This window comes from Duganella sp. AC237 (assembly GCF_979254035.1).
Genome location: NZ_CEEDEW010000003.1, coordinates 3,028,735 through 3,055,656, shown reverse-complemented (window position 1 = coordinate 3,055,656; position 26,922 = coordinate 3,028,735). Strand labels below are relative to the sequence as shown.

Sequence of the window (26,922 nt, the reverse complement as noted above, 5' to 3'; positions counted from 1 at the left end):
TAGACCTTGTGCTAGCGCTCCTGCGGCACCGGGACTCAAACCCTCCGCGACTAGTGCTGCAACCGTTTTTTCCTGTAATTGGTTTAGCAATTGCGCAGAATTGGCGACTGCCGCCGATCCAACAGCCCCCCCAAGCCACCCGACAAAGCGCCGCTAACAGTATGCAAGGCCGTTCTGTAAATGCCTCCCTCTGCCCACTTAGCGATCTCAACTGGATCGGCGCCCTTTTCAATTAATTCCTTTTTTTGCTTTTCAGCAAAATCAGCAATTGCCTTTGGTGCCTGCCTACTGAACTCTTTCGTAATCGCGACCTGCGCATCCACCTCTTTTTGCAACTGCTGACCGTCCCAGCCTTTGGTGAGCGCACTTGCATTAGCCGCAGCACTTTCTGTCGTCACCGTCTGATCGATAGTTGCCAGCACCGCATCCGCATCCTTGCCGGTCGCGTCCTGCTTCTTCTGATCGGTAATAATGACCAAACCGCCGCTAATACCACTGAATGTAGTACTGCTCTGGCTGCCGCTGGCCGAACCAATACCGGCACTGGCAGTTGGCGTACCTCCCGCGTTAGCTGCCTTTTGCTGCTCTTTCGTTAAGGTTTTACCCGGCGGCAGCGTCTGGTTGCCAAACGTTCCACTTACCGAGCCGGACATCGAGAAGCCACTGGCGCTGAACTCATCCTTGTTCTGCAGGTCGCTGGCGGTCAGGCTTCCAGTCATCAGTATGTTGTTGCCTTCGTCAACGGCCACCTGGCTGCTGCTCAGCAAGCCTCCCTTCAAGTCCGTGTTACCGCCAACCGTCACCTGGAAGCCGCCATCGCCGGCCTTGATGCCGCTTTGCTCGAGCACCGACAGGAACTCACCGTTCACCTTCGATTTGCTGATGCTGCCGCCGACCGTACTAGCGCCGTAGCAGAACGGCGGTATGCACAAGCTGGCATTGAGGCCGGAACTGCTTTGCTTGCTGTCGAAGTGACTGCTGTCCTGGAGGCTTTCGATGTTCAGATCGCCGCCAATGTCGGCGACCACGCTGTCAGCGGAGATAACGCCGCCCTTCAACGTCGTATCGCCACCGCTGGTCACGGTCACGTTGTTGCCGGCCTTGACGTGCGTGTTGGTGTAGCCGATGTCGTCCCCGTCAGCCTTGCCGCGCGCCTGACTGACGGCCAGGTCAATGGTGAAGCCGTTGGAGGTGCCGCCGATGCCAAACCCGATGCCGATGCTGGCCCCGCTGGATTTGTTGGTGCTGTGCTGGCTGACCGTGTTTTCGGCCGCCAGCAGGCTCACGTCGTTGTCGGCCGACAGCGCAACGTTGCCCCCAGCCGTGATATCGCTGCCGATCGCCGTCAGGTTGCTGTCCTTGCCTGCGCCGGTGGCGGTGATGCTGACGTTGCCGCCCGCTGCAATGGTGGAACCCGCCACGGTACTACTGGTCGAGACGACATTGTTCTCGCTCTTGGAGTTACCCAAGCTGATGCTCACGCGCAAGCCGGCGTTCGTCGCCGTCATCAGCGAAGTGGCAGCATCCTTCAAGTTGGCCGCCGCGTTGAGCGCCGCCAGCGCCTGCATGCGGCTGCTGCCGGTGCCCTCGGCGGCCTTGACCATGCTGCCCACGCTCTTAAGCGCTTCCACCACCGGCGACGTGATCGTGCCGCCGATCGCCGTCTTGTTGTAGGTCGTGTGATCGGTGCTGTTGTTGATGTTGTTGGCCGCGTTGATCAGCACGTCCTTGGCGACGATCTTGATGTCGCCTTCCGGCGTGGTCACTTCGCTCGACGTCTGCGTGTACTGCCCGCTGGCCTTCAACGTCACATTGCCGCCCAGGCTGGCGATCTGGCTGCCCACCTGCGTCACGCTGTCGGCCGTGCCGTCGTTGCTGGTCTTGACGGTGCCGATCGCCGCCTGGAAGCGTGTGCCGATCGAGCCGGACTTCTTGCTGCTGCTGGCCGATTCGCTGTCGACGCTGTTCTCGGCGCTGACGATGCTCAGGTCGCGCTTGGCGTCGATGACGATGTCCTTGTCGGCCACCACCGTGCTGCCGGTGATGATCGTGTCGCGCCCGCTCGTGGCGCTCACGCTGCCGCCGCTGAGCACGCTGCCCACCTGCGTGACCGTGTTGCTGCTGCCGCTCTTGTTGTCCTGGCTCTTGCTGTAGCCCACGCCTTCGGTGATGTCGAGCGAGAAGCCGCTCTTCTTGTGTTCGGCGCTATGGTTTTCGCTGCCCGCCTGCGCGGCGCTCGACACCAGCAGGTCGCGCCCGGCGTTCAAGGTCAAGGCGTTCTCCGCCGTCAGCTGGCTGCCGCCGATGACGATGTCGTTGCCCGATTTCACCGTGACCGAGCCACCGCTGACGTTGCTACCGACCACATTGCTCACACTGCTGTAGTCGGCAGTCGTGTCGCTGCTCTTCTTGAACGTGCTCTTCGATTCGTTGTGGTGGGCCAGGTCGGACAGGTGGTTTTCCTGCACCTGCGTGATGCTGACGTCGCCGCTGGCCGCCAGCGACACGTTGCCGCCGCCGGCGATGTTGCTGCCGGCAATGGCCAGGCCGCCCGCGCCGGCGTCGCCCGCCTTGATGGTCAGGTTGCCGCCGGCGGCCACCGTGGCGCCCACGAGGGTCTGGTTCTCGTGGATGATCTTGTCGTAGCTCTTGCTCTTCGGATCGTTTTCCTGGTGCGTCTTGACCTCGTCGACGACGGCCGCGATGGAGATATCGCGCCCGGCCACCACCGAACCATTGCCGGTGGCGCCCAGGTTCACTTGCGTGCCGCTCAGCTTGATATCCTGCCCGGCCTTGAGCGACAGGTCGCCCGTCGCGCTGACCTGGCCGACCTTGTTGGTGATGCTGCTGTCGTTCTGCGTGTGGCCGTTGACGTTGGCGACATAGGCGCTGCCGGTCTGCAGGGCGTTAAAGGCGATGTCGCGCCCGGCCTGGATGACGGCGCTGGCGGCGGCGATGGTGCCGCCGGTGTCGATGACGTCGCGGCCGGCCGAGATGCCGAGCGCGCCCGTGGCCGTGATGCTGGCCTGGTTCGACAGCGACGTGTAGCTGCCGCTGGTGTTGACGCTGGCGTACTCTTGCTTGACGCTGAGCGACTGGTTGATGATGTCGCCGCCAGCCTTCAGGTCAACGTCGCCGCCCTTGATGGCGCCGCCCTGGTTGACGACATCCCCCTTGGCGATCAGCGCGGTACGGCCGTTTCCGCCGTCGATCAGGCCGCCACGGTTGACGATGTTGTCGGTGGTATTGATGACGACCCCGGCGCCGGTGACCAGCGCGCCACTGGCCTTGACGGCGTCATTGCCGGCGTGCGCCAGATATACCTTGGGCACCAGCACCTGCTCGACCGTGCCGTCCGGCAGCATGACGGTTTCGGTTTCCATCCAGACGATGTCGCTGGTCAGATGACCGATCTGGTCCGCCGTCAGCGCGATGCCCGGGCGCAGGTTGAATTGCTCGGCGAAACTGACGCCGCTGGTCAGCAGCGCCTTGTAGCGGCTGTCGTCGTTCAGGCCGTCGTTCGGCGCGCGGCCGGTCAGCTGGTTCAGTTGGTCGCGCACCAGGCGTTGTTCATAGAAGCCGTCACCCAGACGCTTCTGGGTCGTGGCCGGATCCATCGCCAACTGGTTCAGCAGGTAGTCGCTGCTGACCCAGTTGCCGTGATTGGCGAACTGCGAGCGCGTCTCGAACAGGTATTTGCCGTTGCCGTCCGGGTTGACCGTGGACAAGCCATTCGGCGCGACCTTGACAGCGTTGGCGTTGCCGCCCACTTGCGAGGCGCCCTGCGTTTGGCTGGCGCCGCGCGCGGTGCCGAGGTCGCCCAGTGCGCCGCCATTGGCGCCGCTGCCCTGGGCCGCGCCAGCGGACTGGGCGGTGTTGGCGTGGCCGCTGCCGTTGAACCGGCCGACGTCGCGGGTGCCGTTGACCAGGCCGCTGCCACTGGTGTCGAGTACGGTCTGGGCATCGTTGCCGGCGCCGCTGCCGGCGGCCAGCGCGCCATTCGCCGCCTGGTTGAGCGTGCCGCTGCCGCCGGCCTGGCCGTTCAGCGCGACGTTCGCGCCGCCGCTGCCGCCGACATGGCCGGCGCCCGAGGCGTTGTTGCCGACGCCGCTGCCACCCACGTGGCCGGCGGCGCTGCCGCCGCCAAGGCCGCTGCCGGACACCTTGCTGACGCCCGTGGCGGAGTTGTTGCCGGTGGGGAGCACGGTGACGCTGTCGCGGATGTTGCCGGCGGTGCCGGCGGTGACATCGACGTTGGTGAAGCTGCGCCCGGTGATGCTCACGCCCTTGCCGCCGGAGATGGTGCCCGCCGCCGTGCCGATCACCTCGTTGATGGTCGGCATGGTGTAACTGGTGGTGTCGCCGTCGTAGGTCTTCCAGGTGCCATCGAAGGTATGGGTACGATACAGCGTCGCGCCTTCGTTGGTGATGGCGGCGCCGCCGTCGACCGTCAGCGCGCCGTTGGCCATGATATTGCCGTACTGATTCATCAGCGTTTGTCCGACGGTCATGTGCATATTGCCACCCGACAGAATCTGCGCCAACGGGCCGGAACCCGGAGCGATCTGGTCTTCAATCGCGGTGTGGTGCGCCAGCCGCGACTTTTCCAGCTTTCCAGCCTTCGATTGCAGCGCCCGCGCGGTATCGCGGATGATCGTGGTGGTCGGATCGTTGTAGTCCGGCTGGGTGACGAAACGCATGCACGTTGTCGTGCAACTACCGTAACTGCTGGAAAAGGTTGGGCCGGCATCCGTCCAGTTGGTCACATCACCCACATATTGGTAAGCGTTGCCGACCGGGCCTCCCTGGTCGGGATTGGCCTGATTTGCCGAGCTGGTCAGGTAGAACAAGACACGCGTGCCTTCGCTCATCGTGATGCGTGCCCGCTTGCCCCAAGCACTGTAGGCGCCGCTTCTCGCACCAAAGAACGCGGAGTCGTTGGCGTGCGTGCGGATCACCGCCCGGCCGTAGGTATTGCCGTCGGGAGCGACAAACGTCGCGTTCTCGATAATGTCCGCCGGATTGACGAAGTAGACTTCGTATGGAACGTAATTGGCGGAGTTGGGGTCGTAATTATTATGGTTGTCGCCGTTATGATCCCAGCTCGGCAGTGCCATCTGCTTGGTCTCGTCGACGGTTTCCACTTTCACCAGCGAGACGTTCTCGCGGATGTTGTTGAGCGTGCCCGCGTTCAGGGACAGATCGCCGCCCGCCTCGATGGTCGACGAATTGTTGTTGACGACGCCGCTCTGGCCGCCCGCCAGCGCACCGGCGATGGACAGGTCGCCCGAGCTGTAGATGGTCGCGCCGCCGGTATTGTTCACCGTTCCCGCCACGCCCAGGCGCATCGAATTGGTGGCGCCGAGCAAGGTGCTGGCGCCGGTATTGTTCAGGTTTTGCGCCGTCAGCGTCAAGTCGCCGCCGACAATGGCATTGCTATTGTTGACCGTGCCGCCGCTGCTGATCTCGAGCGAGGTTTCGCCGTTGATCTCGCCGGCGTTGCTCACATCGCCCGCCGCTTTCACCGCCACGCCCTGGCCCTGGATGACCGCGCCGGCGTTGTTGACGATGTTATTACCGCTCAATGTCAGGTTGCGCACCGCCTCGAAGGTGGCATTATTGGTGATATTGCCCGTCACCGTCAGGCTGAGGTCGCGGTTGGAATGGAATTGTTGCGTGCCGGTGTTTTGCGTGTAGTCGCCATCCATCGTCAGCGCCAAGTCGCGTCCGCCCTGCAATTCGCCATTGCCCAGCATCGCGTGGGTGACGACGGCCAGGTCGCGCCCGGTGGTGATGTGCCCCGCTTCGTTGTTCAAGTGGTCCGTCGTCAGCGCCAGGTCACCCTCCGACCCTACGCCAGTGCCCATCCGTCCGCCACTATTGTCGACCTGCTTGGCAGTGATCAGCGCGTTGCCGGCCGAGACGATCGAGCCGCTGTTGTTCAGCATGGCGGCGGCCTGGTTGAACGTCAGCGTGCCGGAACTGTTGATCTTGCCCTGGTTGTCCAGTTGCTGCGTCACCTGCAGCACCATGTCCTTGCCGGAAGCGATATTGCCATTGGCGCCGCTCTGCAGGGTGGTCGATTTGATCAGCAAATTGCCGTTGCCGGCGATGACACCGTTGTTCTTCAGCGCGCCCTGGCTGGTCACGTTGGTGTCGCCGGCGCCGATGTTGACGATGCGGCCGCTGCCGTTGTCGATGGACTGCGCCGTCAACGTGAGGCTGGCGGCCGTGCCGGTCGCTTCGATGGCGCCGGCGTCGTTACCCAGCGCCCCGGCGGCATCGATGCGCAAGTCGCCCACCGACTGGATTATGCCCTGCGCGTTGTTCAGGGCGCCGGCTACCTTCAGCGCCGCCTTGCCGTCCGACAGGATCTGCCCTTTCACATTGCTCAAGCTGCCCGTGGTCACGGTCAGGTCTCCGGTACCGCCTTTGACCGTGGCGATCTGGCCGTTGTCGTTGACCACGGTTTTGGCGACGATCGTCGCCTTGCCGCCGGCGACGATCTGGCCGTCGTTGACCAGGCCGGCCGCCGACTGGTCGAAGTTCAGCGCGCCCTTGCTGCTGATGGCGGCGTGGTTGTCCACTTGCCGGGTGACGGCCAGTTCCAGGTCGCCGCCGGCGCCAATGGCCCCGTCGCTGTTGTTGGTCAGCGTCAGCGCCGCCAGTTTCAGGTCGCCGTTGCCGGCAATAACGCCGCTGTTGACAATGCCGCCATCGCTGCCGACGGTGGTGTCGCCGGCGCCGATGTTGACGATGCGGCCGGCGGTGCTATCGATGGACGCGGCATGCACCTCCAGCGTGCTGGACGCGCCGGCCGCCTCGATGGCGCCGGCGTTGTTGCTCAGGGCGCCGTTGGCGTCGAGCTTCAGGTTGCCGCCGGCCTGCAAGGTGCCGCCGTTGTTGTTGACCGCCGCGCCACTGGTCAGGCTGGCGTCGCCGCTGGCCAGGATCTTGCCGCCCTGATTGCTGATGCTGCCGCTATCGACGGTGATGGCCGCGCCGGACGCGCCGGCGGTGGCGATCTGGCCGCCATCATTGTTGAAGCTGGCCGCGTTGAACACGGCGGCGGCGCCGGCGATCATTTGGCCGCTGTTACTGAAACTTGCGCCCGTTTGCGTGAAGTTCAATCTCCCGGCGCTGCTGACGGTGCCGGCGTTCCGCATCTGCTGGCGCACGCCCAGATCAAGGTCGCCGCCGGCCGCGATCGTGCCGCCGGCGTTGTTCTGCGCCGTCGACGCGGACAGGAACAGGTCGCCGTTGCCGGCGATCATGCCGCTGCTGACCAGGCTTGAGCCGCTGGTGACACGGGTGTCGCCATTGCCAACATTGACGATGCGCCCGCCGGCGTTGTCGATGGCGCCGCCGTTCACGGTCATGCTGCTGCCGGCGGCGGCCGCCTCGATGACGCCGCCGACGTTGCCCAGCACGCCGCCCGCGTCCACCAGCATATTCCGGGACGCCTGCAGCGTGCCTTGGGCGTTATCGAGCGCGCCGGCGACCCGCACATCCGCATCGCCGTTGGCCAGCACACGGCCGCCGCGGTTGCTCATGCTCAGGCTGTCGATGCTGATGTCGGCATTGGAATTGCTCAGCGTGGCGATCTGGCCGCCATCGTTGTTCAGATTTCCCGCCAGGATGGTGGCCTTGCCGGCCGAGGTGATCGCGCCGTTATTGCTCACCTGCGCTGTAGCCTGCAAGAAATCGAGCGTACCGCCGCTGTTGATCGCACCATGGTTTTCCAGGCGCTGGCTCAGCGACAGCGCCATTTGCTGGCCCGACAACAACACGCCGCCGACATCGTTCCGCAAGCTCTGCGCGGTCATGGTCAGCGTACCGTTGCCGGCGATGGTGCCGGCGCTGACGATCGCCGTTTGCGCCAGCACGCTGGTGGCGGCGGTGCCGGTGTTGACGATGCGGCCGCTGCCATTGCTGATGGCGCCCGCCTGCACCTGCATCGCGCTGCCGGCGGCGACGGCCTCGATCACGCCGGCGTTGTTGCTTAACTCGCCATCCGCACTCAGCAGCATGTCGCGGCCGGCCTGGATCGCGCCCTGCGCGTTGTCCAGCGCGCCGCCGAAGTCGAGCACCGCATCCCCGCTCGCCTGCACGCGACCGCCGTGGTTGCGCATGCTGTCGCCGGTGATGGCGACGCCGGCCCCGGTGTTTTGCAACGTGGCGATCACGCCGCCATCGTTGTTCAGATGGCCGGCCAGGATCGTGGCCTGTCCCGCCGAGACGATCTGGCCGCTGTTGTTCAGCGTTGCCGTCTTCCGGCCGAACGTCAACGTGCCGGCGCTGTTGATGGCGCCGCCATTATCGAGCTGTTGCGTCACGCCCAGCGTCATCGCCTGGCCCGAGGTGACGTTGCCGCCGACCAGGTTGCGCAGGACCGCCGCGTTCAGGTCCAGCGTGCCGTTGCCTGCGATCAGGCCGGTGCTGACGATGGCGCCCTGCGCCGTGACCGTGGTGGCGTTGGCGCCGACGTTAACGATGCGCCCGGCCGTATTGTCGATCGATCCGGCCTGCAATTGCAGGACGCTGTCGGCATTGATCGTCTCGATCACGCCGCTGGTGTTGTTCAACGCGCCGCCGGCCGTCAGCTGCATGTCCTGCCGTGCCTGGATGATGCCGCCGGCGTTGTCCATGCCGTCGGCGGTGGTGAGCAGCGCGTCGTGGTCGGCCAGGATCACGCCGCCCCGGTTGCTCAGGCTGTCGCTGCTCAGCGCGATGTCCCCGCCACCGCCCTTGACGGTGGCCAGTTGGCCGCCATTGTTGTCGAACACCCCGGCGGTCAGCGTGGCCTTGCCGCCGGAGGTGATCTGGCCGGCGTTGTGCACGACCGCCGTGACCTGCGTGAAGTCCAGCGTGCCGATGCTGTTGATCGCGCCCTGGTTCGCCAGCTCCTGGCCCACGCCCACCGTCAGGTTGGCGCCGGCGGCGATGGTCGCGGCGGCCATATTGGTCAGCGTGTGCGCGGTGACATCCAGCGAACCGTTGCCGGCCACCAGACCGCCATTCAGCAACAAGCCGTCGGCGCCGACATGGCTGGCGCCGGCGCCAACATTGACGATGCGGCCGGCGGTGTTGTCCACCGCGCCGCCGTGCACCGTCAACGTGCTGTCGGCGGCGACCGCCTCCATCGCGCCGCCGGCGTTGTTGATGGCGCCCAAGGCCGACACTTGCAAATTCTGCCCCGCCTGTATCATGCCCTGCGCGTTGTTGAGCGCGCCGTTGATCGCAAAGATGGCATTGCGGTCGGACTGGATCACGCCGGCCCGGTTGCTGGCGCTGTCGGCGGTGACGGTCACGTCCGCGCGCGATTGCTTCAAGGTGGCGATCTGGCCGCCATCGTTGTCGAGCACGCCTGCGGCCAGCTGCAAATGGCTGCCGGCGACGATTTGCCCGGCGTTGACCACCGATGCCGTCTTCAGTTCGGAGGACAGCTGGCCGACGCTGCTGATGACGCCGTGGTTGTTCAGAACGTCGCGCACGCCCAAGGTGAGGTTGGCGCCGGACGAGATGGTGCCACCGCTGGCGTTGTTGACGGTTAGCGCGTTGACGGCCAGGCTGCCGTTGGCGGCGATCAGGCCGTTGTTTTGAATATAGCTGGCCGAGCCGATAACCGCGCCGCCCGTGCCGGCGTTGACGATGCGGCCGTCGGTGTTGTCGATGGCGCCCGCTTGCACCGCCAGCGCGCTGGCCGCGCCCAGGGTTTCGATGGCGCCGGCACGGTTATCCAGTAGGCCGCCGGCGCTGATTTTCTGATCGCCTTGGCTCTGCACCACGCCGGCGCGGTTGTCGAACAGGCCGGCCACCGCGACATCGGCCGCGCCGTCGGACAGGATGCTGCCGTTGCGGTTGCTCAGGCCCGCGCTGACGATCGCCAGGTTGACGCCGGACCCGGCGGTGGTGGCGATCCGCCCGTCATCGTTGTTCAACTGGCCCGCGTTGACCAGCATGCTACCGGTGGAGACGATATCGCCGGTATTGGTGACGTCGCGCGTTGCCTCGACAAAGGTCAGCTTGCGCCCGCCCCGGATCGCGCCGTCGTTGTGCAGTTGATCGCTCAGCGCCAGCGACATGTCCCCGCCGGCGGCTACGCTGCCGGCGGCGGTGTTGGTCAGCGTGCGCGCGTAGACGGCCAGCGCGCCGTTGCCGGCGATCGAGCCGCTGTTGAAAATGCCGGTCACAGCGCCGACATCGGTGGCGCCGCCGCCGACATTGACGATGCGCCCGTGGCTGTTGTCGATGGCGAAGGCGCGCACCTGCAGCGCGCCGTCGGCGCCAAGGGCTTCGATGACGCCGTTGGTGTTGTCGAGGGCGTCGCCGGCCGACACGCTCAGATTGCCGCCGGCTTGCACCACGCCCGCCCGGTTGCTGAGGACGCCGGCTAGATGCAGGCTGGCCTCGCCGGCGGCCATGATGCGGCCCTCGTCGTTGTTCAGGCTGGTGCCCTCGATCGACACCGCGCCGCCGGAAGGGAGCGTCGAGGCGATCGTGCCGTCGTTGGTGATGTGGCCGCCGAGCACCGTCATATCGCCGTTGGCATAAATTTGGCCGGAATTGTTGATGTCGGCGCTACGGGCGCTGATGTCGAGCTTGCCGCCCGAACTGATCAGGCTGGTGTTGTTCAGCAGCTGGTCCACCTTCAGGCGCATGGCCGCGCCGCTGGTCACCGAGCCGCTGTTGACCAGTGTGGCCGCTTCCATGCCCAACTGGCCGTTGCCGGCGATGACGCCGCTGTTGGCGATCATGTCGCGCCCGCGCAGGAAGGTGTCGCCGTTGCCGCTGTTGACGATGCTGCCGTTCAAGTTCTGGATCGCGTCGCTCTCGACGCCAAGTTTGCTGTTGGCGCCCACCGTTTCGATGGCGCCCCCGCTGTTGAGCAAGGTTTGCGCGACATCGACCGCTGCGTCGCGCCCGGCGTGGAGCAAGCCGCCAGAGTTGTCCAGCCCGGCCGTGCGCGCGGCGAGACCGAGGTCGCGGTCGGCGATCAGCCTGCCGCCGCGGTTGCTGATGTCCGCCGCGCTCAGCCCGACGTCCGCGCCGGAACCGGCGGCGGTGCCGATCTGGCCGCCATCATTGTTGGCATGCAAAATCGCGATGCCGATGTCGCCGCCGGCGGCGATCCGGCCCGTGTTGTTCAGCGTGGCCGCCGCCTGCGCGAACGTCAGCGCGCCGCCGCTGCTGATGGCGCCGAGGTTGTCCAGTTGCTGGCGGATGGCCAGTTCCAGGCCGTCACCCGCTTGCACCGTCGCGCCGGCCTGGTTTTGCATGGTCGACGCCGCGATGCTCAGCGCGCCATTGGCGCCGATGACGCCCGCGTTCAGCACGTTGGCCGCGCTGGCGATGCGGCTGTCGCCGCCACCGGCGTTGACGATGCGCCCTGCGCTGTTGTCGATGTCGGCGGCCTCGACGCGCAAGTCGCCGGCGCCGCCGATCGCCTCCAGCGTGCCGCGCAGGTTGGCGAGCTTGCCGGTGGCGCGCAGTTCGAGCCCGGTTGCGGCCTGGATATAGCCGTTTTGATTGTCAACCCCGCCGCCGGCACGGATGCCGGCGCGCCCGGCGGCGACGATCTTGCCGCCGACATTGGCGATGGCGCCGCTGTCGAGCAGCAGATCGCGACCGGCGGACAGCACGCCGCCGCCGTTGTCGAAGGCTTGCGACTTGCCGTCGAACCTGCCGCCGACGAGCAACTTGCCGCCGTGATTGTCGAACGCGCCGGTGCGCAGCGTGAAATCGCGCAGCACGCTGATGGTGCCCGAGCGGTTGCTGAACGCGCCGCCATCGACCGACAGCGACGACAGGTTGAGCTGGCCGCCGAGGTTGTCCAGCGCGCGAACGGCCAGGCCGATATCGCCGCCGGACATGATTTGACCGGCATCGTTGTTGATGGCGTTGGCGACGCGCAGGTAGCCGTCTGGAATCGTTGCTGGAGCGGGAGCGGGAGCGGGAGCGGGAGCGCCGGCGCCGCCTGTGCCGTTGCCGGCGGCGGTATCGGTGCTGGCGCCAGCGCCAGGCGTTGGCGTCGGGACCGGACCCGCGCCCGTGTCCGCCCCGCCGGCCGGGCCGCCGGTGTCCGTGGCGTTGCCGCCGCCAGCGGCGGCGACCGGCGCCGCCCCCACCTGGCCGCCATTCGTATTGCGCAACGAATCCGCAGCGATGTCCAGCGCCGCGACGCCGCTCTGCACGATCTTGCCCGACTGATTGTCCAGCGCGCCGGTGACGCTGGTCAGCGCCAGGCTTTGCGCCTGTAGCACGCCATGGCTGTTGTCGATGTCGCCCTGCGCCGTCACGCTGGCGCGCGTCCCGCTGCTGAGCATGCCGCTGTTGCGCAGGCTGCCCGCCGCGATCTGCAAGCCGGCGGTAGCGCCGATGGTGCCGCTGTTGACCAGCGCGGCGGGCGTCTCGAGCGCGAGCGCCGCGCCTGCATAGACCGTTGCGCTGTTCTCGATCGGGGCGCCGGCCGAGATCGACACCGCCGCCTCGCCGTACACGCTGCCGCTGTTGCCGACGCCGCCGCGCGCCTTCAGCAGCAACGCCTGTTTGGCGGCGATACTGCCGGTATTTTCCAGGCGTCCCTCGGAAGTGACCACCAGCTCGCCGGCCGTCGCGCCGATGCTGCCGGCGTTGCGCACGCCGACGCCGGCCTCGGTGCCGATCAGCGTGATCTTGTTCGCATACATGCCGCCCAGCAGCGCCGCATCGATGCCATAGCGCGGCGCCTCGCCGCCGCCGGCGATCGGCGCCACGGTGGCTGTGGCCTCGGCGGCGTCGGCGGCGGCCGTCGTCACCGCGTTGGCGCCGGTCACCACCTCCAGCCTCTGGGCCCAGACGCCGGCGTTCAATTGCAGCGAACGCGCGATCAACACCGTGTAGTCGGTTTGACGCCCGTCCAGGCCCTGGCCTTCGATGCTGATCAGCCCGCGCTGCACCGTGTAGCCGGTCAAGCCGCCATCGGTGCCATTCATCAGTGGCGCGCCGGTGGTCAAGGTGGCGCGGCTGACGTTGATGAAGCCGGCGCCATCGACGACGATGCCGGCCGGGTTGGCGATCACCATTTCGGCGCGCGTGCCGGCCACTTCCATGTAGCCGCGCAACTGGCTCGGCGTATTGGAGTTGACCTCGTTCAGGATCACCCGCGCCGTCCCCTTGGCCATCCACGGATTGCCGTCGATCCAGCCGCCAAGCTGCGTCTGCACTTGCGTGCGCGAGTTGTTCAGCACCGCGCCGGAAGCGGGCACGTCGAAGCGGCTGTACACGTTGCGCGACACGCCGGCCGCGCTTGGCGTCTGCACATTGACCTGCAACACGCCGTTGGCGGTGTTGAGCACCGTCGCCTGCTGGCGGCCGGCCGCGTTCGGATCGGCGACGATCTGCGCAGTCGCCGGATTGAGCCCCGCGCCGTAAGCTCCGAACGCCCCGAGCAGCGCCAGCGCCAGCGTGCGCAGGCGCATCGCCATGCCGCCCGACCAGCCGGTGGGCGCCCCGCCCGCAGCCGGCCCGCTCTGGCCGCGGCCCTTGCCGTGGCTGCTGGCGTTTTCCTGCACGGCCATGCAAAGGCCACGGCGTTTGTTGAAGACGATGCGATAGCAGAGCTTGTTCATGGTGAGGCTTTCTGCCGGCGGGGGTTGAGCCGGCGTACGGGGTTAATACTGGTAATTCAGGCTGAAACCGCTGGTGGTCGAGGCGGTACGGAAAAATGCGGGCCGGTGGACCGGCTTGGCGGCGAAGATGTCGAGCTGCAGGCCGCCCTGCTGGCCGCGAAAGCCCAGCGCAGCGCCGGCCAGGCTGTCGCCGAGCAACAGCGCCGAGTGCGCGCCGCCGACCTTGGCGTAGTCGAGGCCCAGGTAGATCTGCGCGGCCTGGCCCACCGCCAAGCTGAGATCGTTGCGCAGCAGCCAGCCGGCGTCGGCCGACAGGCTCGATTCGCCGTCGAAGCCGCGCACGGTGTAGCGGCCGCCGATGGCGAACCGGTCTTGGGGAATCAGGGGCGCGCGGGCCCATTGCGCGCGCGCGCTGGCCTGGTATTGCAGCTTGGCGCCGCCCACGGCGAACGGCAGCCCAAAGCCGAGCTCGGCGTTGACGATGGCCGGGCGCGCGGTGCCCTCGTCGAATTCCTCTTCCGGCGCCGGCAGCGTGCCGAACATGTGCGTGCCCCGCTTGTACGCCAGGCTGGCGTCGAGCGTGGCCTCGCCGATGAACTCCTTGTGCGCCAGGCTCAGCTCGAAGCCGCCCATCCGGCGCCGCTGCACCTGCACTTCGGTATCGTCGATGTAGTTGTTGCTGCGGCGCTGGTACAGGCGCAACGCCGCCGTGCTCTTGCGGGCGGCATCGCGGTAGAGCACGCGGGCCAGTTTGACGTCGACGTTGTCGCTGGTGCCGCTATAGATATAGCTTTGATTGGCTCCGGCGATCGATTGGTGGTAGCGGTAGTGGCTGGCGTTAAGTGAGAGCAGCCAGTAGCCGGCGGGCATCGAATAATGCGCGGCGTAGTTGCGCGTGCCGTGGTCGCCGGCGGCGCCGGCATTGCCGCCGGCCGGCAAGTCGCGGCCGACGGTGACATAGGCCAGCTCGTGCCAGCCCATCAGATTGTCCAGCGACACGGTGGCGCCGCCCTGGTACTTGCCGGTCGAATCGCTGCCGCTGTCGTCGGCGGACAAGCTCAGGCGCACCGGCGCGGCCTGGCGCCATTTGATCACGAGGTCGCTTTCGCCCGGCAGCTCGCCCGGCACGATGTCGATATCGGCCTCGGCGGTCGGTACGCGTTTGAGGTTTTCCAAGGCCTGTTCGATGTCGCGCAGGTTGAGGATGTCGCCCGGCCGGGCCGGCACGGCGGTGCGCCACGTGGGTCCGTTCCGGTCGGCCGGGGCGGCAAAGCGCACGTCGCGCACGCGGCCGGTCACCAGCGCCAGTTCCAGCCTGCCGGCCAGCAGATCCTGTGGCGCGGCCAGCACGCGCGAGGTCACGTAGCCGGCGCCGACCAGCGCGTTTTGCACCTTGCCGAGGACGGCATTGATGCCGGCGCTGCCAAGGCATAGCCCGATGGCGTCGTCCGCCGCCTTGAGCGCCCAGGCGAATTGCAGCGCGCCCTCGCCCGTCAGGACGATGGTGTTGATCGGGAAGCACGTCGTTTCGCCGGCGGGATAGGCGTCGGTCCGCGCTGGCGTGCGCGGCAGGCGCACGTCCGGACGCGCCTCCTCGGCCTGGTCGGTAAGCGCCCTGTCACGCTGTTGCTGGCGCAGCAGTTGCTGGGCCGCGATGTCGGCCTGGTTTTGCGCCTGCGCGGCGCCGCACATGATGCAGCTCAACAGGATCGCACTGCGGAGCAACCTGGATTGCTGTTGCATTTGTTGCCCTAAGGAAATTGTGATTGCGAATTATATCTTCGCAATTTCTATAGGGCAATATATTAATTAATTAAAAATTTCCTGTAACAAGCTAAATAACACCGTATTTTAAGGATGGTGTATTTATATTAATTCTCACCAAATCTCACATTATCACTGAAATATACGTAATAATACCCAGATTCACTTCCGTTAGAATATCGACTCAATGGCCGCCGCCCAGGTAAGCGGCGATGACCTTCGGATCGGTCTTCAGGCTCTCGGCCGGGCCGTGCACCGAGATACTGCCGTTCTCCAGCACATAGCCGTAATCGGCCACGTTCAGCGCGGCGGCGGCGAACTGCTCGACCAGCAGCATCGTTACCCCTTCCGACTTCAGGCGCAGGATGATGCGGAACACCTCCTCGACCAGGATCGGCGCCAGCCCCATCGACGGTTCGTCCAGCAGCACCACGTCCGGGTTGAGCATGATGGCGCGCGCCATCGCCAGCATTTGCTGCTCGCCGCCGGACAAGGTGCCGGCCAGTTGCCCCTGCCGCTCCTTCAGGCGCGGGAACAGCTCCAGCGCCTTTTCCAGGTCGTGCTTGATGTCGCCCTTGGGCCGCGCGCGCGTGAAGCGCGGAAAAGCGCCGAGCAGCAGGTTGTCCGTCACCGTCATCGAGGCAAACACCCGCCGCCCCTCAGGCGAATGCGCCAGGCCGGCGCGGGCGATCCGGTGCGAGTCGAAGCCGGTGATGTCCTTGCCGTCCAAGGTAACCTTGCCGCCTTTCGGCTTGATCATGCCGGAGATGGCGCGCATGGTGGTGGTTTTGCCGGCGCCGTTGGAACCGATCAGGGTCACCAGCTTGCCCTTGGGGACGTCCAGCGAAATGCCGTGCAGGACTTCGACTTTGCCGTAGGCGGCGTGCAGATTGGAGATCGATAGCATGTCTGTCCTCGATTAGTGTACGACCGGCGCCGCCGGGCCGCCATGTTCTTCGCTGCTCCCACCGAGGTAGGCTTCGATCACTTTCGGATCGCTTTGCACCGCCGCCGGCGCCCCCTCGGCGATCTTCTGGCCGAAGTCCAGCACCGTGACGGTGTCGGACAGCGCCATCACCACGTCCATGTGATGCTCGATCAGGATGATGGTGATGCCGTGGTCGCGGATCTTGCGGATGATCGCCATCAGCTCCTTGATGTCCGGCGCGGTCAGGCCGGCCGCCGGTTCGTCCAGCAGCAGCAGGCGCGGACTGAGTCCGAGCGCGCGGCCGATCTCCAGCAGCCGCTGTTTGCCGTACGGGAGGTTGCGCGCCTCCTCGTTGGCCATCGCCGTCAGCCCGACGAACTCCAATATGCTGGCTGCGCGGTCGCGCGCGGCGCGCTCCTCTCGTTTGTAGCGCGGCGTTTGCAGCATCACGTCCAGCACATTCGACTTGAAGGTGTTGTGCAGGCCGACCAGCACATTTTCGGTGGCAGTCATCTCGCCGAACAGCTGCACGTTCTGGAACGTGCGGGCGACGCCGCCCAGCGCGATCTGCGACGGCGTGCGGCCCGAGATCACCGCGCCGGAGAACCTGACCTGGCCGGCGGTCGGCTTGTAGATCCCGGTCAGCACGTTCATCATCGTGCTCTTGCCCGAGCCATTGGGGCCGATCAAACCGTGCACCGAGCCCTGGATCACGTGCATGTCGACCTGGTTGAGCGCCTTCAAACCGCCGAACTGCATCAGGATCTGGTTCACATCGAGCAGCGTTTCGCCGGCGTTGCCACCCTCGGCACGCGCGAACGCCTCCGCGCCGCTGGCCTGCACCGCCTTGGCGTGCACCGCTCCCTTGCCCAGCAAGCTTTTCAGGAAGCCGACGATGCCATCCTGCAGATAGTAGACGACGAACAGCGTCATCAAACCGAAGATGGTCAGGCGCCAGTCGACGATGTTCTCCAGCTTGAACGAGAAGGCGGCCATGCCGATCGTCGCCACCAGCGGCACCAGCACGCCGCGCAGGGTGGCGCGCTTCTTCGCCAGCATGAACGCCGAACCGATCACGCCCAGCACCGCCGCAATGACGGCGATCTTGCGGAACAACTCGATATCCGCCAGAAGGCTGGGCAGCATGACCACGATCAGCGCCCCGATCAGCGCCCCCGACCGGGTCTTGCGGCCGCCCATGATCACGGCCAGCAGGAACAGGATGGTCAGTTCGAAGTTGTAGGTGTTGGGCGAGATGTATTCCTCCGAATACGCGTAAAGGCTGCCCGCCAGCCCGGCGAAACCGGCGCTGATGATGAAGGCATAAACCTTGTAGCGGTACACCGAAACGCCCATGCAGTCGGAGGCGATCGGGCTGTCGCGCAGCGCTTCGAAGGCGCGGCCCAGGTTGGACTTCAATATCCGGTGCACGACCACCAGCGAGACCACCATCAGCGCGGCGCACATGTAGTAGTACTCGACTTCATCCAGCTTGTGGCCGAGGATCTCCGGTTTGGACAACTTCAGTCCCATCGGCCCTTCGGTCAGGAAGGTCATCTCGTTGATCAGGATCTGGATGATGGTGCCGAATGCCAGCGTCACCATCGCCAGGTACGGGCCCGTCACGCGCAGGGCCGGCAGCGCCAGCACCGCGCCGAACAACGCCGCCCCCAGCACGCTGCCTGGCATCGCGATCCAGAACGGCGCGCCCAGTTTGAACACCAGCACCCCGGTGACATAGGAGCCGATGCCGAACAAGCCGGCGTGGCCGAGCGACACCTGCCCGGTGTAGCCGACCACGATATCGAGCCCGAACAGCAGGATCGCGTATATCAGTATGGTTTCGAAAAGATGAATGTAGTACGGGTTGGGTATCAGCACCGGATACAGCGCCAGCACCGCCAGGCCCACCACGCTTGCCGCGACGATCGTCTTGTTCATGGGTCAGACCTTTTTGATGGCGGCTTTGCCGAACAGGCCGGACGGCTTGATGGCGAGTACCAGCAGCAGCAACAACAATCCCGGCACGTCCTTGTAGCCGGTCGAGATGTAGTAGCCGGCGGTGGTTTCGGTGATCCCCAACAGCAGGCCGCCGACGATGGCGCCGACACCGGAGGTCAGGCCGCCGATGATGGCGACGGCGAAGGCCTTGAGGCCGAGCGAGGCGCCCATGGTGGCGCCGGTCAGGGTCAGCGGCGCCACCAGCACGCCGGCGAAAGCGGCGGTGGCCGACGACAGCGCGTACGAGAACGTGATCACCATACTGGTGTTGATGCCCATCAGTCCCGCCGCGTCACGGTCGTTGGAGGTGGCGACGACGGCCTTGCCGTAGATCGATTTGCGGTTGAAGATTTCGACCGCCGCCATGATGGCGAGCGCCCCGACGATGACCGCCACCTGCATCGGCTGCACGTTGGCGCCGAAGATCTGGAACGGCGTGGAGCTGAGCGGCGACGGGAACGTGAGGTCGTCCTTGCCCCAGATATTCTCGGCCACGTTCTTGAAGATGATGGCCAGCGCGATGGTCGACATGATCCAGCCGAATTCCGACTTGATCTTAATCGCCGGCCGCACGCCTATCCATTCGACGAACATGCCTTGCAGAGCGCCGAAGATGATCACCAGGGGGACCATCAACAGATAACTCATGTAAGGACCGCCGTGGATGGTGCCGACCAGGCTGAGGCCCACCAGCGCGCCGAGCATCAGCGATTCGCCCTGGCCGAAGTTGAGCGTGCCGGAGGTGGCGAACGTGAGCTGGTAGCCGAACGCGATGACGGCGTAGATCATGCCGAGCGCGATGCCGCTGAAGACGAGTTGTAACAGGATTTCCATGATGTCCACCACGGTGAGAACACGAGAAAAAGGCCAGCCTTGAACGCTCAAGACTGGCCGGTGACGATGCGTCGCCTTAATTACCTCACTTGACCGGAATGACTTTACCGTCCTTGACTTCACCGAAGACGGTGATGTCGGCGGTGATGGCCTCGTGGTTATCCTTGCTGAATGGCTTGTTGTACGACGTGACGACGCCGTCGATCTTCTCGCTGAGGTTTTCCAGCGCGGCCTTGATCTTCGGTCCCTCGGTGGAATTGGCCTGCTTGATGGCGGCGGCCAGCAGGAAGATCGAATCGTAGCCCTGGGCGGCCGACACCGGCGACGGCATGCGCCCGCCCGGTGGATTGTAGGCCTTCACGTAGGCGTCGATGAAGGCTTTGCGCTTGGGCGTGGTGGCCTCCTGGATGAAGGTTTGCGGCATGCGGGTGCCGTTGCCGTTCTTGCCGGCGTTGTCGATGAAGTTCCCCATCGACAGCGTCCAGCTGCCGATCATCGGCACTTTCCAGTTCAGCTTTTCCATGCCGTTGGCGATCTGCGCCAGCTCCGGGCCGATGCCGTAGGTGAGCACCACTTCGGCGCCGGCCTGCTTAGCCTTGAGCAGCTGGGCCGTCATGTCGACGTCCTTGATATTGTATTTTTCGGTGGCGACGGCCTTCATGCCCTTTTTATCGAGCGCCTTCTCCAGATCCTCGCGGCCCAGCTGGCCGTAGTTGGTGGAGTCGGCCAGGATGGCGACCTTCTTGAACTTGCGGCTGTCGACCGCCTCCTGGATGATCATCTGCGACTGGATTTGGTCGTTGGCGGCGTTGCGGAAGATGTAGTTCTCCGGCTTGTCGGCGAACTGTTTGGTGATGATCGAGCCGGTGGCGACGTTGTTCATGACCGGGATCCTGGCTTCCTGGTAGAAGCGCTGCGACGCCAGCGCGACGCCGGTGTTGATGTAGCCGACGGTGGCGACCACCTTCTCCTTGTTGATCAATTCCTGGGCGATCTGCACGCCGCGTTCCGGTTTGGCTTCGTCGTCGCGCTCGACGATCTGCAACTGGCGGCCCAGCACTCCGCCCTTGGCGTTGATGTCGGCCACGGCCAGCTTGACGCCGTCGCGCATGGACACGCCCATCGGCGCCGAGCCGCCGGTGAACGGACCGGCCACGCCGATCTTGATGGGGTCCGCCGCCATGGCGGAAGAAGAAAAACCGAGTACCAATGCAGCGGCCAGCAAATTCAGTTTGAAATCCATTTGTCATCTCCTGTTACAACGTTTTTATAGTAGTCGTACGCTGGAAAACGGGCTGGAAAGTTGCCCCCATCGATGGGGCATTGTAGGGGAGACAACGGGGGCCAGCAACAGATACATGTGCGGCATTGCAGCACGCGCGCGGCCCGCCGCGTGTAAGCAAGCAGTAAGGAACGACGGGGAGAAGATGGCGGCGAAGGTTGACGATGCGCCGCGCCGCCGGATGCTACATGCCGCCGGTGGACTTCTGCTTCAGGGCGCGGTTGGCGAACCGCATCTGCGTCTCGGCCAGCGCCTCGTTACGCTCGAAACCCATGGAGCCGTCGCGCAGGCCGATGGCCATCGCCATCACCGCATCCGGATACTCAAGATCGGCGGCCTTTTCGATCAGGCGGCGCGCGGCCTGCTCGTCGCGTTTGACGCCGTCGCCGCTCAGATACAGATTCGCCAGCGCGAACATCGCCGCCGGCATCTGGCGGTTGGCGGCGAACTGCAGCCAGTACGCGGCCGCCTTGGCGTCGCGCGGAACGGACATGCCGTTCTGGTACATCATTCCTAGATAATAAGCGGCTTGAGGATCGCCGGCCTTGGCCGCGCCGGAGAACAGCGAGAACGCCTTCGGCAAATCGACACTGGCGCCCTGCCCGCCGCGCAGGTAAAGGCGTGCCTCGTCCACCGGAGCGGCGCTGGCCGGGCCGGAGCCTGTACCCGTAGCCGCCGCCAGCAACGCCAGTACCGCACATATTTTTCGCATGCCAGACATCATCGGTCCTCCACTTGCTTCGACAAGTCGATGGCGTACAGGGCGAATCCCTTGCCGCCGCCATCATCCGGTTTGATCTGCGAGACCCCTGTCAGCCGCGCCTCCCTGGCCAGTTCGATCATATTGGGCGGCGCGTGGAACACCACCGCGCCCTTGGTCGTCACGGGGACGAAACGCCAGCTCCGGGTCGATCCATTGCGCGCGCGGGTCAGGGTCTTGGCCTGCTTGATATAGGAAATCAGCACATCGCGGCTGCTGTCCGGCGCCTCGAGCACCGTCTTGCCGCCATCGAGGCCGGGGAAATTGCCGCCGCCGCTGGCGCGGTAGTTATTGGTCGCGACCAGGAACTCCTGCGACGGTGCGATCGGCGCACCTTTATAGTGCAATGCGACGATGCGCTGGCCGGCCGGCTTGGTCACGTCGATCCGGTAACTGACGTCGGCGCTGGTCAGCATATCGAAGTTAAAGCTGGAGAAGGACGAATTGACCAGCTCCTGCTGCGCGCCGCTGGCGGGATCGATGCGGTTGAAGCGCTCGGCCGACTTCTCCAGCCAGGCTTTGAGCCCGGCGCCGTCCAGCTTCACGGCGTGCAGCGCGTTCGGATACAAATACAGGTCGGCCGCGTTGTTGAGCGCCACGCCGCCGGCCTTGACGTCGGTGTAGTCGCCCACGCCCGCCGCGCCGGCCTTGAACGGCGACGCCATCGACAGCACCGGCAAGGCCGCGTACCTGGGCAGGTTGGCCTTGACGTAGTTCACCACGTAGTCGGTCTGTGCCTGGTTCACCAGCTGGATGGCGCTGACGTCGCCGGCATCGGCGAAATACGACGACATGCGGAAGTCGCTGGTGCCGATCGGCGCCTTCACATAGCGGATGGTCGCCTCGTGCTCGTCGGCGATCAGCGCGCCGACCGCCGGATCGGCGGCGACGTAAGTGCGGTCGGCGTTGCGCGTGCCGAGCGCTTCGACCGTGGTGCGGCTTTTGTCGACCACCCAGGCCTTGCCGTCATACTTCAGGCGCAGGCCGATCACGCCCAGGTGCTTGCCCCACAAGCTGGCCATCACGGCGGGCACGCCTTGCACGGTGCCCTTGGCCGTGTCCACGCCGGGCAAGTTGAAAGAGTCGACGGTGCTGGCCGCGTTGGGGAACTGCTGGTGCGCGTGGCCGATCAGCATCGCGTCGACACCCGGCACCTGCGCCAGATAGTAATTGGCGTTTTCCATCTCCGGCGTGTACGGAGCGCCATCGAGCCCGCCGTGCGAGATCGCCACCACCAGATTGGCGCCCTGCGCGCGCATCTGCGGAATGTACTTCAACGCCGTTTCGCGCACGCCTTCGGCATAGACTTTACCGTCCAGCCAGTGCTTGTCCCACGACAGGATGCCCGGCGGTGCGAAGCCGATGATGCCGACCTTGATGGTGGCCGTCACCGGCTTCCCATCCGGGCCGGTGGCGGCGATCTGGCGCGTGAGAATGCTGTAGGGCGCGAACAGCGGCTGCCGGGTGCGGGCGCTGTAGATATTCGCCAGCACGATCGGGAACGCGGGACCGGCGCAGCGCGGCGCGTCGGGGGCGACACCGTCGACATCGAAATGGCTGCCGGTGACCTGGTTCAGGTACGCCAGGCCATAATTGAATTCGTGGTTGCCGATGCCGGCGCCGTCGACACCGAGCAGATTCATGGCCTTGTAGATCGCCGGCGGCTGGTCGCAGCCGACCGGGGCGACCAGCGCCTGGTAGTCGGCCAGCGCCGTGCCTTGCAGCGCATCGCCGTTATCGAGCAGCAGGTTGTTGGGGAATTCGGCGCGCGCCTGCTTGATCAGGGTAGCGGTGCGCTCCAGCCCTATCGACGGATCGGCCTTGAGTTTGTAGTAGTCGTAACCGAGCACGTTCGCGTGCAGGTCCGTCGTCTCCAGCAGCGCCAGCGTGGCCTCGGTGCCGACCGGCGTCGGGCCGTGCGGTGGCAGGCTGCCGCAGCCGATCAGCAAAAGAGGCAGGACGATGGACGCGCGCATAGATGTCGATATATGAACTGGCAATGTTTTGGGCCGGAGAACGGGAGGCGTGGAGTATTTCTCTAAATCAATACACACCACCGAATGGGTGCATATTTTATACCGCCTATGACTGAAATGTCAGTATTTTACAACTTGACCGTAACTGCCGGTATGCAAGAGCCGTGCCCGCCGGGCATTTCGCGGGGCGCTTTTTCCCGGCGCCGACAGACAAGCGCCCGGCAAGACCCCTCATCCGGTATAATCCAAGGTTTGATTTCAGCCTAGAGAAGAAGAAAACATGGAAGCCGAACGCATCAACGCCCTCTCCGCCCTGCTCGCCGATCTGACCACGCGCGAAGCCGAACTACGGAGGTATCTTTGACTTCGATAAAAAGTCAGAGAAACTCGAACAAGTAAACGAAGAACTCGAAGACCCGACGGTCTGGAACGACCCGAAAAAGGCCCAGGACCTCGGTAAAGAGAAAAAATCGCTGGAGGCGATCGTCAGCGCGCTGACCAAGGCCGACACCGACCTCAAAGACATGAGCGACCTGTTCGCCATGGCCAAGGAAGAAGGCGACGACGACACGCTCGAAGCGCTGATCGCCGACGCCGAGGAAGTGCGCAAGGTCATCGAAGGCATGGAATTCCGCCGGATGTTCAACAATCCGATGGACCCGAACAACTGCTTCATCGACATCCAGGCCGGCGCCGGCGGCACCGAAGCCCAGGACTGGGCCTCGATGCTGCTGCGCCAGTACCTGCGCTACTCCGAACGCAAAGGCTTCAAGGTCGAGATCATGGAGCAGTCCGACGGCGAGGTGGCCGGCATCAAGACCGCCACCATCAAGGTCGAAGGCGACTACGCCTATGGCTTCCTGCGCACCGAGACCGGCGTGCACCGCCTGGTGCGCAAGTCGCCGTTCGACTCGGCCAACGGCCGCCACACGTCGTTCACGTCCTTGTTCGTCTATCCCGAAGTGGATGACTCGATCGATATCGAGATCAACCCGGCCGACCTGCGCATCGATACCTACCGCGCGTCCGGCGCCGGTGGTCAGCACATTAACAAGACCGATTCCGCCGTCCGTCTGACGCACGGCCCGTCGGGTATCGTGGTGCAGTGCCAGAACGACCGCTCGCAGCACCGCAACAAGGCCGAGGCGATGGAAATGCTGAAGGCGAAGCTGTACGAGATGGAGCTGCGCAAGCGCATGAGCGAGCAGCAGAAACTGGAAGACTCCAAGACCGACGTCGGCTGGGGCCACCAGATTCGTTCCTACGTGCTCGATCAGTCGCGCATCAAGGATTTGCGCACCAACTTCGAGACCGGTAACACCAAGGGCGTGCTGGACGGCGACCTGGACGACTTCATCTCCGCTTCGCTCAAACAAGGCGTTTGATTTTAATGACAGCTCCAATGACTTCTTCATCACAGCGCGCGTTCATCTTCGACATGGACGGCACCATCGTCGACAACATGGCCTTCCACACCAAGTCGTGGCTGGCCTTCTTCGAGCGTCGCGGCCAGACGCTGGACCCGGACGCGTTCTTCCGCGACACGGCCGGCCGCCAGGGCCATGAAATCATGCGCACCTACCTGGGCGACCACCTGACCAGGGAAGAAAGCGCGGCGCTCGATTTTGAGAAGGAATCGCTGTACCGCGAGCTCTACGCGCCGCACCTGGCGGTGACCAAGGGCTTCGACCTGTTCATCGCCGCCGCCAAAAACGCCGGCATCAAGCTGGCCGTGGCCACCGCCGCGCCGAACGAGAACATCGCCTTCACGCTGGACGGCCTGGATCTGCGCAAGCAGTTCGACGCCATCGCCGGCGCGGCCGATGTGGCGCGCGGCAAGCCGAATCCGGACGTGTTCCTGCTCGCCGCCGAGCGCGCCGGCGCCCTGCCCGCCAACAGCATCGTCTTCGAAGACGCGCCGCTGGGCGTGGAGGCGGCCCGCCGCGCCGGCATGCGCGCGGTGGTGCTGACCACCACCCTGCCGGCCGAAGCCTTCGCCGAATACGACAACGTCATCGCCGTGGCGCGCGACTTCAGCGAGCTCGATATCGAGGCGCTGTTCGCCTCCGAGCCCTATGTGCTCGACGACGCGACCACCAACTAATCATTACCTCAACCTAGAAACAGACCATGACTACGGATCTTCAAGAACAAGCAGCCACCCCGCCGGACGAGAACAAGATCATCGCCGAGCGCCGCGCCAAGCTGGCAGCCATCCGCGAACACGGCATCGCCTTCCCGAACGACTTCAAACCGGAGCACAAGGCGGCCGACCTGCACGCGCAGTATGGCGAGAAGTCCCGCGAAGAGCTGGAAGCCAATCCGGTCAACGTGGTACTGGCGGGCCGCATGATGCTCAAGCGCGAAGCCGGCAAGAAGGCCGCTTTCGCCACCTTGCAGGATTCGTCCGGCGCCAAAGCCGATGGCCGCATCCAGATCTACGCCACGCTGGACCTGACCGGCGAAGCCGCGATGGCCGCGCTGCACCACTACGACCTGGGTGACATCCTGGGCGTGGTCGGCACGCTGTTCAAGACCAAGACCGACGAACTGACCATCAAGGTCAGCGAACTGCGTCTGATCACCAAGTCGCTGCGCCCGCTGCCGGACAAATTCCACGGGCTGGCCGACCAGGAGACCAAGTACCGCCAGCGCTACGTCGATCTGATCATGAACGAGGAAACGCGCCGCACCTTCAAGGCGCGCACCGCCGCGATTTCGTCGATGCGCCGTTTCATGGAAAAGAACGAATTCATGGAAGTGGAAACGCCGATGCTGCACGCCATCCCTGGCGGCGCGGCGGCCAAGCCTTTCATCACCCACCACAACGCGCTGGACATGCAGATGTTCCTGCGTATCGCGCCCGAGCTGTATCTGAAGCGCCTGGTGGTGGGCGGCTTCGACCGCGTGTTCGAGATCAACCGCAACTTCCGCAACGAAGGCGTATCGATCCGTCACAATCCTGAATTCACGATGATGGAGTTCTACGCGGCCTACACCGACTACAAGTGGATCATGAACTTCACCGAGGAGATCATCCGCCAGGCCGCCATCGACGCCCACGGCACCGCGACCCTGACCTACGGCGGCAAGGAACTGGACCTGGCCAAGGCCTTCCACCGCCTGACCATCGTCGAAGCGATCAACAAGTACGCGCCGGGCTACACGCCGGAACAGCTGAAGGACGCTGAGTTCATCAAGCAGGAACTGCTGAAGTTCGGCGTCAAGCCGTTCGCCACCGCAGGCCTGGGCGCGCTGCAACTGGCGCTGTTCGAGGAAACCGCCGAAGCGCAGCTGTGGGAACCGACCTTCATCATCGACTACCCGGCCGAAGTGTCGCCGCTGGCGCGCGCCTCCGACACGGAAGCGGGCATCACCGAGCGCTTCGAGCTGTTCATGGTTGGCCGCGAGATCGCCAACGGCTTCTCGGAGCTGAACGACGCCGAAGACCAGTCGGCCCGCTTCCTGGCCCAGGTGGCCGCCAAGGACGCCGGCGATGAAGAGGCGATGTTCTACGACGCCGACTACATCCGCGCGCTGGAATACGGCATGCCGCCGGCCGGCGGTTGCGGCATCGGCATCGATCGCCTGATGATGATCATCACCGACTCGCCGAATATCCGCGACGTGCTGCTGTTCCCGCACCTGCGCCGCGAAGAGTAATCGCTCCGCAAAACCGCTCCCCGGAGCGGTTTTTTTTCGCCCGCGAATTTGCCGCTTGCGTGCGGTGGGAGCGTTACTAAATGATAGGCGCGCTGCAGGAATCT

At 65.0% G+C, this 26,922-nt stretch carries 11 protein-coding genes; 3 read left to right on the top strand and 8 right to left on the bottom strand.

Features of this window, described 5'->3' with window-relative positions; genetic code table 11:
• Window positions 1–83: 83 nt before the first annotated feature.
• The 8 genes from AC0IYS_RS13830 to AC0IYS_RS13795 form a co-directional block, all read right to left on the bottom strand.
• Window positions 84–13,610 carry a hemagglutinin repeat-containing protein gene (locus AC0IYS_RS13830; RefSeq protein ID WP_471705690.1) on the bottom strand — a complete coding sequence of 4,509 codons (13,527 nt, stop codon included), beginning with the start codon at window positions 13,608–13,610 and terminating at the stop codon, window positions 84–86.
• A gap of 42 nt (window positions 13,611–13,652) precedes the next feature.
• The gene (locus AC0IYS_RS13825; RefSeq protein ID WP_471705689.1) at window positions 13,653–15,353 is read right to left on the bottom strand and encodes a ShlB/FhaC/HecB family hemolysin secretion/activation protein; all 1,701 of its coding nucleotides are present in this window, start codon (window positions 15,351–15,353) and stop codon (window positions 13,653–13,655) included.
• 205 nt (window positions 15,354–15,558) lie between these two features.
• Window positions 15,559–16,281, bottom strand: coding sequence for an ABC transporter ATP-binding protein (locus AC0IYS_RS13820; RefSeq protein WP_471705688.1), 723 nt, complete (start codon window positions 16,279–16,281; stop codon window positions 15,559–15,561).
• A 12-nt stretch (window positions 16,282–16,293) separates the two neighbouring features.
• Window positions 16,294–18,243 carry a branched-chain amino acid ABC transporter ATP-binding protein/permease gene (locus tag AC0IYS_RS13815; RefSeq protein WP_471705687.1) on the bottom strand — a complete coding sequence of 650 codons (1,950 nt, stop codon included), beginning with the start codon at window positions 18,241–18,243 and terminating at the stop codon, window positions 16,294–16,296.
• Window positions 18,244–18,246: 3 nt separating this feature from the next.
• Window positions 18,247–19,137: a branched-chain amino acid ABC transporter permease gene (locus tag AC0IYS_RS13810; protein WP_471705686.1), complete on the bottom strand. Its 891-nt coding sequence runs from the start codon at window positions 19,135–19,137 to the stop codon at window positions 18,247–18,249.
• Between the two features lie 85 nt (window positions 19,138–19,222).
• A complete protein-coding gene (locus AC0IYS_RS13805; RefSeq protein WP_471705685.1) occupies window positions 19,223–20,380 on the bottom strand; it encodes an ABC transporter substrate-binding protein in 1,158 nt (385 codons plus the stop codon).
• A 223-nt stretch (window positions 20,381–20,603) separates the two neighbouring features.
• On the bottom strand, window positions 20,604–21,131 hold the full coding sequence (locus AC0IYS_RS13800; RefSeq protein ID WP_471705684.1) for a tetratricopeptide repeat protein: 528 nt from the start codon (window positions 21,129–21,131) through the stop codon (window positions 20,604–20,606).
• 8 nt (window positions 21,132–21,139) lie between these two features.
• A complete protein-coding gene (locus AC0IYS_RS13795) occupies window positions 21,140–23,155 on the bottom strand; it encodes a bifunctional 2',3'-cyclic-nucleotide 2'-phosphodiesterase/3'-nucleotidase (RefSeq protein WP_471705683.1) in 2,016 nt (671 codons plus the stop codon).
• 280 nt (window positions 23,156–23,435) lie between these two features.
• Here AC0IYS_RS13795 and prfB point away from each other — a divergent pair.
• The 3 genes from prfB to lysS all read left to right on the top strand — a co-directional run bounded on the left by prfB (window position 23,436) and on the right by lysS (window position 26,818).
• Window positions 23,436–24,540, top strand: a protein-coding gene (gene prfB / locus AC0IYS_RS13790) for a peptide chain release factor 2 (RefSeq protein ID WP_143067986.1) whose coding sequence is annotated in 2 segments (ribosomal slippage) — window positions 23,436–23,516 and window positions 23,518–24,540 — 1,104 coding nt in all. Because the reading frame shifts where the segments join, the coding sequence is not laid out codon by codon here.
• 17 nt (window positions 24,541–24,557) lie between these two features.
• The gene (locus AC0IYS_RS13785; protein ID WP_471705682.1) at window positions 24,558–25,259 is read left to right on the top strand and encodes an HAD family hydrolase; all 702 of its coding nucleotides are present in this window, start codon (window positions 24,558–24,560) and stop codon (window positions 25,257–25,259) included.
• A 26-nt stretch (window positions 25,260–25,285) separates the two neighbouring features.
• Window positions 25,286–26,818: a lysine--tRNA ligase gene (gene lysS, locus AC0IYS_RS13780; protein ID WP_471705681.1), complete on the top strand. Its 1,533-nt coding sequence runs from the start codon at window positions 25,286–25,288 to the stop codon at window positions 26,816–26,818.
• Window positions 26,819–26,922: the final 104 nt, after the last annotated feature.